This is a genomic window from Tessaracoccus coleopterorum, from assembly GCF_011174705.1.
In the GTDB taxonomy this organism is placed as follows: domain Bacteria; phylum Actinomycetota; class Actinomycetes; order Propionibacteriales; family Propionibacteriaceae; genus Arachnia; species Arachnia coleopterorum.
Genome location: NZ_JAANIJ010000001.1, coordinates 1,870,149 through 1,883,731 on the forward strand (window position 1 = coordinate 1,870,149; position 13,583 = coordinate 1,883,731).

Genomic DNA, 13,583 nt, shown 5'->3' on the forward strand with positions numbered 1-13,583 from the left:
GCTGAGTCCGGCAGAGTGGTGTATCGACTGGTGCCCGCCTTGCTGTAGGGAAGGGTGAGGTCAACGGGTGATTCCTTCGAGATCCTCTCGCAACCGCCTCGAAGAGAAGTGCACAAGAGACCGCTATTTCTAGCTTCGACGCGCGGCCTGTGCCACTTCACGATCCGTTGGTTCAGTCGTCGCGGAATGTTGCGTGATCCAGTGGAGTGTTAGTCAACGGGATCCTGTTCGCGCAGATCGACGGGTCTGAGGCGTCGGGCACGCGACCGCTCCGAGGAGCGGGACACCTGCATGGTGGGCGATTGATGGGAACGTCCCGTCATCGACAGATTCTTACTCGGCCACGGGGCATGAGCTGTCATCTCACCGGAAACAACGAGGCCACCTCGTCCTCGAGAAGAACCTTCCCTTGAGGAGACGGCGCGAGGACTTTCGCGAGCCAGCCAGCGGCCGGTACCACCCCCTCAACGTAGGCGCGGGCTTCTCCTCGTCTCTCAGCGCTATCATCTCCGCACATGGCCGCATAGGTGCGCAGACGATCAGCGAGTAGGTCGTAGAGCCGGACGGCGGCTTTGTGATTGATCATCCGAATTCGGTCGCGGGCGGCTTCGATCGCGTCGACATGGGCCTCCGTCGCGGGATCAAGCAAGCAACCGCTAACCGAGGCATTCGACGATTTCTTCTTCGCGACCTCGATCTGGCCAAGCAGCTGGTTAACCGCGTCGCGAGTGAACCTCCGCTCGTGGTTGTCCTTGACAGCGGTCTTGACTTCCCAAATTCGGCGCTCGGAGCGCTTAGGAGTTGACCAGCTCCAGCGACAGTCGCTTGCGCTCTGCTCGGACTTCGGCGGACGCTCTGCGTCGGCGCCTGACAGCCGAGCCAAGTACTCCAATCCCTCGCATTGATCATTGTGGCCGCCCTTCAGCAGGTCTCGCCCATGGGTGAGATTGCGGTCGAGACGGGAGCCTGCCGCCCTGCGCCATTCATCCCAGACTTGGAAGAGACGGTCATTGTCGTCCCCTGATACGCGCTCACCCGCGAGTGTCGCGCTGGTCCGCGCAAGACGGCGGAACCAAGCCGTCTGCGGGCCGCTCTGGATGGCCTCTTCCAACGCTGTCCGAGCCCAGGCGTGGTCCTCAGTGCGGCCCCGGTCGAAGTGAGCGTGTGCCTCGACGTAACGCCAAAAGGCACCGTGTTCGGTTTCACCTGCGGCGGCGAGGAGATCGCTAGCCTCCTTCGCATCTCGTGCAGCCGCGCCGTGGTCACCAAGCCATAGGCTCGTTGCCGCTCCAACCTCGGCCGAGGCGCTGGCCACCTCCCCGCTGCCGGCGGTTGCACGACCTGGACGGTTCCGGCCGGAGAGCGAAGTTGTGGCTGTGGATGGTTTGTCCTTCTCCGGCGGTTCTCCTTGACCCCAGAATTCCTCGCATGTCCTTCGCGTAGTGCCCCAACCTTGATCGTAGAGTTCCAAGGCCTCCCGAACAATGGGGCGGTGTCGGCCGGGATGGACTTCCGCACAGCCGGATCGGCCAGCATTTGCGCGAAGGTCGGGTCCAAACCGAGGTAAAGCGAGCGGTCAGTGGGCGTGCGGTTGGCGCGGCCAAGGGCCTGAGTTACTCGCTGGCCAACGCGGTGGCGCATAAAAGTTGCGTCGCCCAAGTAAGCAACGACGAACCGTTCGAACTCACTGCTGGCTTGTGGCACCGTGGTTATGATCACCAATTTGCACACCTCGCCAGGGAAGTCGAGCCCGTCGTACCGGCCAGCAGTGACTAGCTGGCCTTGGCCAGCAACGATCCACGCCTCGACTTGTTCGTCGTCGCCGGCGCGGAGGCGGAACACTCGCTCGCCGACCTGCTTGAGCTTCTCTTCAAGCAGGTCGGCCTCCGCGTTGCTCGCGCACAACCAAGCCGCGCGTCCATCTGCGGCTGCGACCTGTTCCAGAGCCCATCCGAAGACCTCGTCGTCGAGCGCCGGCTTGCCGGTCGGGTTCAGGATGAACTGACGCTCGCCAGTGGCTCCAGTTGGCAGCACATTGGCTGGTTTGAGCCGAGTGACGCGGTTACCACCGATTCGCCGTTGCAGGTCGTCCATCGAGCCTAGGGTGGCGGACAAGTAGATGCGCTGCTTCGCTTGGGCGTAACCCGGAACGAGCTGGGTCGGAGGATGGTAAGGACGGATCTCTACGGCCGATGGACCAATCAAGCTAGTTGTCCTTCCGATGTCTTGGGTCTGGCCGATACTCCAGGAGACTTACCAATTTGGATGTGGCGGTGGATGGCACCGGTCTGTCCCGGAACCACAGTCGCCGTGGCCCATCGTGCGGTTGTCTGCGAGCATGCCAGCGGGTGCGTGCGAGCGCGACTTTGGAGCGGCGGCGGCACGCGCCGGGACCATGCTCAGCTGCGCTGAGGTCGGTCGGCCGTGCCCTCGAACGGAGCGTCGTTCCGGGGCTCGTAGTACGCTCCCCAGGCGTACGCGGCCGTGATGCTGCCGTACCCGCTCAGCCGGTGCAGCTCGATGCCGTTGCCTTGAGGACAGACCTTCAGGTACGCCGTGGGGCGCTGCTGACCGTCCTCGAGACGGACGACCCCGAACCAGTCGTTCCGCTGGGCGGCATTGAGGGCGTATAGCTCGGCGGCCTGATCCGGCGTGAGTTCCCGGGTGAACAGCCCCCACTGCTTAGCGGGGTGCTCCGGGCCCGCACCGATCTTGTCCGCATAGATGTAGCTCACAGTCACAGTCCATGTTCCACACGTCGCCTGGGCCGTGCGGTGGGCTCGACGTGAAGGCGGAAGCAAGACGAGTATTGCGTCCCGGCCTGATGAGTAGGGGACTGTGGCCGAGGAAGGGCGCTCGAGGGCGTCGCTGTGGCACCCCAGGGTCCTAACCAGACCCCTGGGCCTGACCCCAGCGGGTCCGCTTGTAGTGTCCTGATCCATGACGGACCAGCACCCGCACCACCCGCACGCCGCGCGGAAGGGGTCGTGCGCACCCTGCGCCACGACGCGGGGAGCGACCCCACGTGCTCGTCTGGGAGGTCACCCGCGCCTGCCAGTTGGCCTGCAGACACTGCCGTGCGGACGCCTTCACGAAGGCCGACCCCCGCCAGCTCACCACGGAGGAGGGCAAGCGGCTCCTCGACGACTTCGCCGCCTACGGCACGCCGAAGCCCATCGTCATCCTGTCGGGCGGCGACGCCTTCGAGCGACCCGACCTCGAGGAGCTCATCGAGTACGGCACCGGCATCGGGCTGCCCATCGCACTGTCGCCGTCGGTCACCCCGCTGCTCACCGACGAGCGGTTGGCGGCGGTGCGGGCGGCCGGCGTCAAGGCCTTCTCCCTCTCCCTCGACGGTGCAACCGCCGAGACCCACGACTCGTTCCGCGGTATCGACGGCACCTACGACGCGACGATGGACGCGGCGGAACTCGTTGTCAAGCACGGTTTCCGGTTCCAGGTCAACACCACGATCTGCCGCAACAACCTGCGCGAACTCCCGCAGCTGCTCGCCAACACCATCGCCATGCGGGCCCACATGTGGTACCTGCTGTTCCTGGTGCCGATGGGCCGCGGCTCCAACCTCGAACCCCTCGACGGCGAGGAGATGGAGGACGTGCTGCACTGGCTGCACGACGTCTCCGACCGCATCGCCATCAAGGTGACGGAGGCACCCAACTACCGGCGTGTCGCCATCCAGCGCGACGACGCCCGCGCCGCGGGCTGCCGATGCCGGAGCGCGGCCCCCTCCACCGGTGGCTGATGGCAGAGACCGACGCTCTGCTCGGCGAGGTCACCGACCGACGCCCTCCGAGGCCCCCGATCGGCGTGAACTCGGGCCGCGGGTTCGCGTTCATCGACCACATCGGCGGGTGTACCCCTCCGGGTTCCTGCCCCACCTGTGCGGGTCGGTGAAGGAACGGCCCTTCCGCGAGATCTACGCCGACGCGCCGATGATGCAGGCGCTGCGCGACCCGTCGGGTTACTCCGGCAAGTGCGGCGTGTGCGAGTTCAACTGGATCTGCGGCGGCTCGAGGGCAAGGGCTCACGCCATGCTCGGGGACCCGTTGGCGTCGGACCCGACGTGCCTGCACCAGCCGGTCGGGACGGGGTAGTCGCGCCGGGCGGAGAGTCACTCCCGGGCGCCGTCACTGTTGCGAAACGACTCCCGACGATCGGCTGGAACTCGACTCTGCTCGGGTTTCTGCACCGTGTCGGGCCATTCGTTGGGGTCGGCCAGTGGCAGTCGGTTGAGCCGGGCCGGCGGCGAGGTACGAGTCGTCGCCCGTGTCGAAACCACTCCCGTCGATGGGCTGGTACTCGACCACAGACACGTGGGCGCTGCTCGGCTCGGGATCCCGCACCGTGTCGGGGTGGTTGGTTTCGGCACGGCCCGGCGCTTCGCGCGGGGCCGGCTCAACCGACTGCTGGGGTCGGGCTTCTTGCTGTGCCCGGCCTGCTGCTGGGATCGGGTCTCTTGCTGTGGTGGGGTCTCTGCACCGTGTCGGGGGTGGTTGGTTTCGGCACGGCCCGGCGCTCCGCGCGGGGCCGGCTCAACCGACTGCTGGGCCGGGTTTCCTTGCTGGGGCAGGGTTCCTTGCTGTGCCCGGGTGTCCTGTTGTGGTCGGGCTTCCTTGCCGTCGTCCGGATCCTGCACCGAGCAGGGTGGTCGTCGGGGTCGGCCAGTAGCAGTCGGTTGAGCCGGGCCGGCGGCGAGGTACGAGGCGCCGCCCGTGTCGAAACCACTCCCGTCGATGGGCTGGTGCTTGACTACAGGTGGGTGGGCTCTACTCGGCTCTCTGCAACCGTGTTGGGGGTGGTTTGCCTCGGCCCGGCGCTTCGCGCTGGGCCGGCTCAACCGACTGCCGTGGTCGGGGCAAGCTCAGTCGCGAGGCTGGCGCTCCACCCACTCGGCCAGCCCGACCAGCGGGCCGGTGAAGAACGGCGTCTCCTCCCGCACATGCAGGCGGGCCTCGACCCCGCGGGCGTGACGCATCGCGTCGGTGATGCGGTGCAGCTCGTCGGCCTCGAATGCCAGGATCCACTCGTAGTCGCCCAAGCCGAACGACGACAGGGTGGAGGCAACCACGTCCGGGTACTCGCGCCCGGCGATGCCGTGCTCGCGCAGCATCTCGGCGCGCTTGGCCGGGTCGAGGTAGTACCAGTCGTAGCTGCGCACGAACGGGTACACCGTCAGCCAGGGCCGCGGCGCGAAGCCCGCGAAGCAGCTGGGCACGTGCGAACGGTTGAACTCGGACGGGCGGTGCACGGCGACAACCGACCACACGGGCTCCAGCGCCAGGCCCAGCGTGCTGCGCCGGATCGCGTGGTAGGCGGCCTGCAGCTTGGCCGGGTCGTCGGAGAGGGTCCACACCATCAGGTCGGCGTCAGCCCGGAACCCGCCGACGTCGTAGGCGCCGCGGAGCGTCACCCCGGTAGCCTCGACGGCGGACAACACCTCCTCGGCCAGCGACTCCGCCGGTGCATCCTCCTCCGCGGGAAGCAGGGCGGCGGTGGAGAACACCGAGTACATCGCGTACAGCGACGCCTCGTTGAGGGCCTGGACGTCGACTCCGGTCTGGTCGCGGTCGTCGCGGCTGGGGTGCGTCACGGCTTGGTTCCTCCATGTGGGTGGCTGGTGGCGGCGGATCGGGGAGGCAGCAGTTGCCGCCGGCGAACTGGCAGACGGACCGCGGCCGGCGCTCGCCCCGTGCCACGGCGGCCTGCTCGAGCAGGAGGTCGGCGAGCATCGACACGAATCCACCGTCGATGCCGACGGTGCCTGCACGCTCGTACTCCAGGCCGAGCCCCGCCGCGGTCTGGGCCGCCTCGGTGTCGAGGTCGTATGCCACCTCCATGTGATCGGAGATGAACCCGATCGGAGCGACCACCACACCGGTCACGGAACCGGCCACCGCGGTGAGGGCGTCGTTGACGTCGGGTTCCAGCCACGGGACGTGGGGTGCCCCGGAGCGTGAACAGTAGGTCAGCTCCCAGTCCAACGCCTCGCCGAGCTCGGCCTCCGCGAGCGCGGCGACGGCCCCGGCCACCCGCATGTGCTGCGCGTCGTAGCGGTCGGCCGGCTCACCCGTCGCCGACAACTCGTTCATGGTGAGCGGGATCGAATGCGTCACGAACAGCACCCGCATCTGGGCCCCGCCGATCCGCCCGCGGAGGGCACGCACACCCTCGACGAGACGGCGCGCGTTCGCCTCCGCGAAGGCCGGCTCGGCCCAGAAGGGGTCGATCTTGTCGACGCGCACCGGCTGCCCCGCCGCGGCACCCTCGATGTCCTCGCAGTACTGGCGGCAGCTTGAGTAGGACTGGTACGCGGAGGTGGCCAGCGCCACCACCCGCTCGTGACCGTCGACGGCCAACCCCGCCACCACGTCGCCGATGTAGGGCTCCCAGTTGCGGTTGCCGATGAGCACCGGTGGGGTCAGCCCCGCCGGGACAGCTCGCCGCGGAGGGCCTCCATCAGATCGTCGTTGAGTTCGTTGATCGGCGACTTCCCGCCGAAGCCCATGTAGTGCTCGGACACCTCGAGCAGCCGCTCGTCCGGGATCCCCTCCCCCGGGTGGCATTGCGCATGAACGGAAGCACATCGTCGGGCTGGTTCGGCCCGCCGTAGGAGGCGAACAGCACGGCGGTGTAGGGGCCAGGCTCATGAAACCTCCATGTCGGATGGGGTGGGGGTGAGGTCACTGACGGAGAAGCCGGTCACCGGGCACCGCCCGGCCTCGAGCTCGTCCGGGTGGGGGCCGTACTCGATGCCGTAGAGCTCCTGCATGGCCACCAGATACTGGTCGGCGCGCCCGCTCTCTGCGGCCTCCCGCGCCCGGGACGACGGCACGTGCAGCATTCGGGTGGCCAGCCTCCGCAGCGCCTGGGCGGCATCTTCCGTGGTCAGCTCGCGGTTGGGGAGCCGGGCGACCTCGTCGTCCACCAAGGCGAGCACCGTGGAACGCAGCTGGGCGATGGCCGGATCGATCACCCGTCCGCGCAGTTTGGCCAACGTCCTGCCCATCCCTGCCTCGATCAACTGCCTGGCCGCGGTGTCGTCGTAGCCCAGAGACGGTGCTATCGAGCCCTGGATGACGGCCAGATCCACCAGGGTGACCCCGTCGACGGAGCGCACGCCGTGGTCGACATCGCGCACAAGTGAGAGGTCGAGCAACCGCGTTCCTGGGTCACGTGCTCGGCGAGGACGACGGCGCCACGCCCGCGGCAGGTGACCACCACGTCTGCCGAGAGCAGTGCCTTCGTCAGGTCATCGGCCACCATGACACCGTGGCTGGCTGCGAACGACTCGCCCCGTCCCGACGCGGAGTGCACCGTCAGGTGCCGGGCGCCGTTGCGGCGCAGCTGCGCCACAACGGCACCGGCGTAGGAGCCGGTGCCGACGAGCAGGATCCGCGCGTCGGCCCAGGCAACCGGGCCGAGCAGGGCGAGGCCCTCGGTGACGATGGAGCGACCCGCTGCGTCGAGGGTGGTCTGGTTGGCGATCTGTCGCGAGGTCTTGAGGGCCTCCTCCAGGGCGACGCTGAGCGGCAGGGACGAATGCCCGGCCCGCTGTGCGTCGGTCAGGGCCCGACGCAGCTGACCGGCGATCTCCCGCTCACCCACCACCATGGAATCGAGCCCCGCGGCCACCTCGAAGACGTGCCTCAGTGCTGGCTCGCCGATGCTCAGGTCCCAGCCGAGGTCGGCCCCGAAGTGCTCGGCAAGCAGCGGCCGCAAGGGCGGGCCGTCGACGTCGGCGAGCACCTCCACCCGGTTGCAGGTGCTCATGACGACGGCGCCCCGGACGCTGGGCTCCGACAGCACCCGCTCCGCCAGCCCGTCAGCCCGCGCACTCGCGCGCTCGACCTCGGTCAGCCCCTGCCGGTCGTGCTTGATGGAGTAGACATGCATCGCCATTAGAGGGCCATTCAACCACTATCGGGCGATGGGGCAGAATCGGTGCCATGAGCATCCTGATTTCGGCCCTGGAGGGCGGGCGAGAGCACCGGCTTCCCGTGTGGTTCATGCGCCAGGCGGGCCGTTCGCTGCCCGAGTACAAGACCGCCCGCGGCGAAACGTCGATCCTGGAGGCGTGCCTGCGGCCCGAGATGGCCGCCGAGATCACCCTGCAGCCCGTGCGCCGTCACAAGGTGGACGCCGCGATCTTCTTCTCCGACATCATGACTCCGCTGGTGTTGGCCGGGTGGGCGTCGACATCGTCGCCGGGGTGGGCCCCGTCGTCGAGCACCCGGTGCGCACCGCCGCCGATGTCGACAGGCTCGTGGGCCACGAGCTCGGCGACGTGTCGATGATCACCGAGGCCGTGCGACTCGTCACCGCGGAGCTCGGCACCGCCACGCCCCTCATCGGTTTCGCAGGGGCTCCCTTCACGCTGGCCGCCTACCTCGTGGAGGGGCGCGGCTCGCGCGACCATCTCGCCGCGCGCGCCATGATGCACGCCGACCCGGATGCGTGGCGCAGGCTGCTGGCCTGGGCGGCTCGGCTCTCCGCCCAGTTCCTCACCGTCCAGATCGATGCCGGCGCCCGGGCGGTCCAGCTCTTCGACTCCTGGGCGGGATCGCTCAGCCGGGCCGACTACGTGGAGCGGGTCGCTCCCCACTCGGCGGCGGCGCTGGCCGCGGCCGAGGGACGGGTGCCCCGCATCCACTTCGGAGTCGGCACCGGGCATCTCCTGACCGACATGGCGGCCTGCGGGGTCGAGGCGATGGGCGTGGACTACCGCACCCCCTGGACGAAGCTGCAGCGCTGCTGCCGGGCTTACCGCTGCAGGGCAACATCGACCCGGCGCTCCTGGCCGCAGGCTGGGCGCCGCTGGAGGCGCACGCCCGAGACGTCGTCGAGCGCGGGAAGGCGGCCCCGGCACACGTCGTGAACCTGGGCCACGGGGTGCCGCCCACCACCGATCCGAGCGTGCTGACCGATCTGGTCGCGCTCATCCACGAGCTGTGACCGCCGTCGTCATCGGCGGAGGCCTCGCCGGCCTGATCGCCGCCCGCCGGTACCGCGCCGCGGGCCTCGACCCCGTCGTGCTCGAGTCCTCCGCATCGATCGGCGGGATGATCCGCAGCGTCACCCTCGGTGGTGTGAGGGTCGACGGCGGCGCGGAGGCCTACGCCACTCGCAGCCCGGCCGCCCGGGCCCTCGCCGGGCGACTCGGGCTGGAGGTGGCCGGCCCGGCGGGTCGGCCGCACGTGTGGTGGAGCGACTCGATCGTGCCGCTGGCCGACGGCGTGCTCGGCATCCCGGATCCCTCGACGACCCCGCCCTCGTCGCGCTCACCGCCGACGAACGCGAGCGCCTCGCCCGCGACCTCGAACTGGGGCCGGAGATCGGGGCGGACGCGCTCACCGTCGGCGAGCTGGTGGCCGCGCGGATGGGGAGGGCGCCGTCGCCAGGCTCGTCGCGCCGCTGGCCACCGGGGTCTACCGGACCCCGCCGGACGCGCTGCAGCTCGCCGTCTTCGCCCCGCGCCTCAAGCAGGCGATGGCGGAGCACGGCTCACTCCTGGCGGCGGTGGCCGCGCTCCGGGCGCCGGGATCGAGCGCCGTCGAACAGCCGGTCGGAGGGATGTTCCGCCTTGTGGAGGCGCTCTCCGACGGCGTGCAGGTGCGCACCGCCACCCCCGCCGTCGGCCTGCGGCGCGACGGCGACGGTTTCGTCGTCGAGACCCCCACGGGTGAGGTCCGCGCGGACCGGGTGGCCGTCTGTGCGCCCGCCGCGGTGGCCGCGAGGCTGCTTGCCGGGCTCGGGTGCTCGTTCCCGAGGCGCCCGGCCGCCCCGCATATGTGGCGCTACTGACGAGCGCCCACCCCGGGCTCGCGGAGGCGCCTGTCGGTTCCGGCCTGCTGATGGGCGACCGCGATCCGGCGGTGACCGCTTCCGCGCTGACCCACTACTCCACGAAGTGGCCCTGGGTGCGGGGCGCGGAGGTGCTGCGGCTCTCCTACCCGCAGGCCCCGTCGGACGCGCAGCTGGTGGCCGACGCCTCCCGCCTCACCGGGCTGGACCTGGCAGGCACCGTCACCGACACGGCGATCGTGCGCCACGAGATGCCCGGCAAGCTCGACCCGGCTGCCCGCGACGAGCTGCTCGCCGCTGCCGCGACCGCCGGAGTGGACGTGCTGGGAGCCTGGCTGGACGGCAACGGCATCAGCCCGGTGATCGAGGCCGGGGAGCGCATCCGATGAGGCTCCGGCTCGGTACCCGCGGCTCGGCGCTCGCCGTGACGCAGTCGGAACACGTGGCCAACCTGCTGCGCGGGCTCGGCCACGAGGTGGAGCTTGTGCGGATCAAGACCACCGGCGACGTCACGCGCGGTTCGCTGACGCAGCTCGGAACGATGGGGGTTTTCGCGGCGGAGCTGCGGCAGGCGATCCTCGACGGTCGCTGCGATCTCGCAGTCCACTCCCTGAAGGACCTGCCGACGGGCGCTGTCGAGGGGCTGACCATCGCGGCCATGCCTCCCCGTGAGGACGCCCGCGACGCCCTGTGCGCGGGTGGACGGCGCCTGGCGGATCTCCCGCCCGGTGCCACGGTCGGAACCGGCTCGCCCCGTCGCGTGGCGCAACTGCGCGGGCTCCGCCCGACCTCACCTACGTGGACGTGCGCGGCAACGTCGGCACCCGGCTGGCCAGGGTGTCCGACGGTGACCTCGATGCCGTGGTGTTGGCCGCGGCGGGCCTGCGCCGACTCGACCTCACCGATGAGATCGACGACCTCCTGCCCATCATCTCCGCGCCCGGGCAGGGGCCCTCGCCTTGGAGTGCCGCGCTGACGACGTCGACGTGCTGGCCGCCCTCGCCCCGCTGGATGAGCAGGCCGTGAGGGTCGCCGTCGAGGCGGAGCGGGGGTGCTCGCCGGGCTCGGAGGTGGGTGCGCGGCCCCGATCGCGGCCTACTCGGACGGCGCGACCCTGCGGGCCGGCGTGTTCGCCTTGGACGGGGCGGGAGCGGCCATGGTCGAGGTTCCGCTCGCGACGGGCGCCGTCGAGGCCTGCCTCGCAGCGCTGCTCGCCGACGGCGCCGGTGAGCTGGCCGATCTCACGGCCTCCCGCCCTTCGCGGCTGGCCTCGCTGCACGATGACAGCTCCCTGTGGCGCGGCGAGGTGCCGCTCGCGGGCGTCCGTGTGCTGCTGCCCCGCGCGGAGGGTCAGCTCGCCGACGGCCTGCGCGCGGCAGGCGCCGAGGTCACCTGCTGCCCCGTGCAGCGGCCCGTGACCCTGCCCGCCGCAGGCACCCTCGCGGGCGCCGACTGGGTGGCCGTCACGTCCCGACCACGGTGGCGGCCCTCGCTGAGCTGGGCCTCACGATCGGCCCCGGACCCGGGTCGCGGCGGTCGGCCCGGCCTCGGCGGACGCGCTCCGGAAGGCGGGATACGCCGTCGACCTGCAGCCTGAGGGTGAATCGACGGCGGCGGCGCTTGTCGCGGCATTCGACAGCGGAACCGGGCGGGTGGTGATCCCGGCTCGGCGCTCAGCTCACCTGTGCTCGCCGACGGTCTCCGTGCCCTCGGCTACGCCGTCGACGTGCTGCCCATCTATACGATGACAAGGCTAGATGCCGTGCCTGGGCGGGTTCTCGAGGATTGGCGGGCCGGGCACTTCGACGCCGTGGTCATCACCTCAGGATCCGTCGGTGCGGCGTTCGCGACGCTCTTCGGCTGGCGGCAGGGCACGCCCGTCGTGGCGTTCGGACCACCGTCGAGGACCTGGCTGGAGGAGGCGGGAGTCCCGCCCACCGCCGTCGCCGTCACGCAGGACGCGGATGGCCTGGCCCGGGCACTCGGCGAGGCCACCAGGTGAGGCGGGTCGCACCCGCACCGATGACGAGTCGCTCCCCGCATAGGGTGGACGGCGCAGACAACCGATCGAAACCCCTCTGGAATGGAGCTGGCCTGATGGCTGAGACCCTCTTCGACCGCGCAAAGGCAGTGATCCCGGGCGGCGTGTCATCACCCGTGCGGGCCTTCGGCTCTGTGGGCGGCGCGCCGGTCTTCATCGCGGAGGCCCGGGCCCGCACGTCGTGGACGTGGCAGGAAACGAGTACGTCGACCTGGTGTGTTCCTGGGGCCCGGCGCTGCTCGGCCACGCCCATCCGGAGGTGGTCGACGCCGTGCAGCGCGCGGCCGCGCGCGGGTTGTCGTTCGGAGCCCCCACCCTCGCCGAGGTGGAACTGGCCGAGCTGATCCGGGCCAGGGTGCCTCTCGCGGAGCAGGTGCGGTTCGTCTCGACGGGCACCGAGGCCACCATGACGGCGATCCGGCTCGCCCGCGGCGCAACGGGGCGCGACAAGATCGTGAAGTTCGCCGGCTGCTACCACGGTCACTCCGATGCCCTGCTCGCCGCCGCGGGCTCCGGACTCGCGACGCAGGGGCTGCCGGGATCGGCCGGCGTCACGGCCGCCGCTGCCGGCGACACGATCGTTGTCGGATACAACGATCTGGATGCCCTCGGGCGGTGTTCGCCGAGGTCGGTGACCGGATCGCGGCCGTGATCACCGAGGCGGCCCCGGCGAACATGGGCGTCGTCCCGCCCTCCGAGGGATTCAACCGGGAGATCCGGCGCCTCACACACGGGCACGGAGCCATGATGATCCTCGACGAGGTGCTCACCGGTTTCCGGGTCGGCCCGCCGGATGGTGGGGCCTCGAGGGTGGCTACCGGCCCGACCTCGTCACCTACGGCAAGGTGGTGGGCGGCGGGATGCCGCTCGCCGCGCTCGCCGGGCCCGCCGAGATCATGGCGCTGCTCGCTCCCGTCGGCCCGTCTACCAGGCGGGCACCCTCTCGGGGAACCCGCTCGCAACCGCGGCGGGCATCGCCACCTTAAGGCTGGCTGACGCGGAGGTGTACGCGAAGGTGGACGCGGCGTCGCTGCAGCTCCAGGGCGCCGTCGCCGAGGCGCTGACCCTAGCCTCGGTGCCGCACGTGATCCAGCAGGCAGGAAGCCTGTTCTCCGTGTTCTTCCGCGAGGGCGCGGTCCGCAACTACGAGGACGCGAAGGCCCAGGACACCGCGGCGTTCGGGCGGTTCTTCCACTCGATGCTCGAGCAGGGGGTCGCGCTGCCGCCGTCGGCATTCGAGGCGTGGTTCCTCTCGGCGGCCCACGATGATGCCGCGCTCCAACGCGTGGTGGACGCGCTCCCCGCCGCTGCCCGGGCCGCCGCCTCGGCCTAGGCTTCGCGCCAGCAGAATGCCAGGCCCGGTACCTCCTTATCCAAGGCTCACTCCTTAGCCGTGGATAAGGACACCGGTTATCAAAGGCCAAGGAGTGAGCCTGGACCGTCGGGTCACTCATCACCGCCACGCGCAGGATGAACGCGCCCAGGGTCAGCGAGCACGTGTCACTCCGCGTCAGCCGACCCGGTGACTTCGGCCGGCGCCGCGGGCGTCCCCTTCCGCTGGGCCCGGTTGATGGTCTGCCCTCCGGTCCGCCTGGAGCTGGAAGGTGCGGGCCAGCACCCGCGCGCCCGGCCCGGCAAGAAGCCGGGACCGGTGGCGTGCCGCGGTTTCATGGCTGGAAGAATGAGCCCCGGATACGAGATCCCGCACTGGAGCGGATTG

The 13,583-nt window shown here is 70.2% G+C and carries 10 protein-coding genes and 6 pseudogenes; 9 read left to right on the forward strand and 7 right to left on the reverse strand.

Annotated features, from left to right (window positions below; genetic code table 11):
* Positions 1-358: 358 nt before the first annotated feature.
* Positions 359-1,315, reverse strand: coding sequence for a hypothetical protein (locus G7085_RS12035; protein WP_197511136.1), 957 nt, complete (start codon positions 1,313-1,315; stop codon positions 359-361).
* 275 nt (positions 1,316-1,590) lie between these two features.
* A pseudogene (locus G7085_RS34890) lies at positions 1,591-1,842 on the reverse strand (hypothetical protein); the annotation flags it as partial.
* Between G7085_RS34890 and G7085_RS12040 the strand changes: the two are divergent.
* Positions 1,783-2,103 carry a hypothetical protein gene (locus G7085_RS12040; RefSeq protein ID WP_231979450.1) on the forward strand — a complete coding sequence of 107 codons (321 nt, stop codon included), beginning with the start codon at positions 1,783-1,785 and terminating at the stop codon, positions 2,101-2,103. The pseudogene G7085_RS34890 and the gene G7085_RS12040 sit on opposite strands and share 60 nt — an antisense overlap.
* Before the next feature lie 296 nt (positions 2,104-2,399).
* Here G7085_RS12040 and G7085_RS12045 read toward each other — a convergent pair whose 3' ends face one another.
* Complete coding sequence (locus tag G7085_RS12045; RefSeq protein ID WP_197511138.1) at positions 2,400-2,735, reverse strand: hypothetical protein; 336 nt, start codon at positions 2,733-2,735, stop codon at positions 2,400-2,402.
* Between the two features lie 290 nt (positions 2,736-3,025).
* Between G7085_RS12045 and G7085_RS32620 the strand changes: the two are divergent.
* Positions 3,026-4,115 (forward strand): annotated as a pseudogene (locus tag G7085_RS32620) (TIGR04053 family radical SAM/SPASM domain-containing protein).
* A gap of 767 nt (positions 4,116-4,882) precedes the next feature.
* Here the strand turns inward: G7085_RS32620 and hemQ are convergent.
* From hemQ to G7085_RS12065, 4 genes are all read right to left on the reverse strand, one after another.
* Positions 4,883-5,506 carry a hydrogen peroxide-dependent heme synthase gene (gene hemQ / locus G7085_RS25810; RefSeq protein WP_331715981.1) on the reverse strand — a complete coding sequence of 208 codons (624 nt, stop codon included), beginning with the start codon at positions 5,504-5,506 and terminating at the stop codon, positions 4,883-4,885.
* Positions 5,388-6,431 (reverse strand): ferrochelatase, encoded by a 1,044-nt coding sequence (locus G7085_RS12055; RefSeq protein ID WP_331715635.1) that lies wholly within the window; start codon positions 6,429-6,431, stop codon positions 5,388-5,390. The genes hemQ and G7085_RS12055 overlap by 119 nt, the downstream gene beginning before the upstream one ends.
* A gap of 233 nt (positions 6,432-6,664) precedes the next feature.
* A complete protein-coding gene (locus G7085_RS12060) occupies positions 6,665-7,111 on the reverse strand; it encodes a glutamyl-tRNA reductase (protein ID WP_331715636.1) in 447 nt (148 codons plus the stop codon).
* On the reverse strand, positions 7,081-7,914 hold the full coding sequence (locus tag G7085_RS12065; RefSeq protein WP_197511140.1) for a glutamyl-tRNA reductase: 834 nt from the start codon (positions 7,912-7,914) through the stop codon (positions 7,081-7,083). The genes G7085_RS12060 and G7085_RS12065 overlap by 31 nt, the downstream gene beginning before the upstream one ends.
* A gap of 53 nt (positions 7,915-7,967) precedes the next feature.
* Between G7085_RS12065 and hemE the strand changes: the two are divergent.
* The 7 genes and pseudogenes from hemE to hemL all read left to right on the forward strand — a co-directional run bounded on the left by hemE (position 7,968) and on the right by hemL (position 13,196).
* Positions 7,968-8,973: pseudogene (hemE, locus tag G7085_RS12070) on the forward strand (uroporphyrinogen decarboxylase).
* Positions 8,970-9,179, forward strand: a pseudogene (locus G7085_RS34895) (NAD(P)-binding protein); the annotation flags it as partial. The pseudogenes hemE and G7085_RS34895, both read left to right, overlap by 4 nt.
* 91 nt (positions 9,180-9,270) lie before the next feature.
* Positions 9,271-9,822 carry an FAD-dependent oxidoreductase gene (locus tag G7085_RS25815; protein WP_331715982.1) on the forward strand — a complete coding sequence of 184 codons (552 nt, stop codon included), beginning with the start codon at positions 9,271-9,273 and terminating at the stop codon, positions 9,820-9,822.
* Positions 9,774-10,211, forward strand: coding sequence for a hypothetical protein (locus G7085_RS12080; protein ID WP_197511142.1), 438 nt, complete (start codon positions 9,774-9,776; stop codon positions 10,209-10,211). Before G7085_RS25815 ends, G7085_RS12080 begins: the two co-directional genes overlap by 49 nt.
* A pseudogene (gene hemC / locus G7085_RS25820) lies at positions 10,208-11,086 on the forward strand (hydroxymethylbilane synthase); the annotation flags it as partial. The gene G7085_RS12080 and the pseudogene hemC, both read left to right, overlap by 4 nt.
* Before the next feature lie 366 nt (positions 11,087-11,452).
* Positions 11,453-11,824: a uroporphyrinogen-III synthase gene (locus G7085_RS12095; protein ID WP_331715983.1), complete on the forward strand. Its 372-nt coding sequence runs from the start codon at positions 11,453-11,455 to the stop codon at positions 11,822-11,824.
* Between the two features lie 95 nt (positions 11,825-11,919).
* A pseudogene (gene hemL / locus G7085_RS12100) lies at positions 11,920-13,196 on the forward strand (glutamate-1-semialdehyde 2,1-aminomutase).
* Positions 13,197-13,583: the final 387 nt, after the last annotated feature.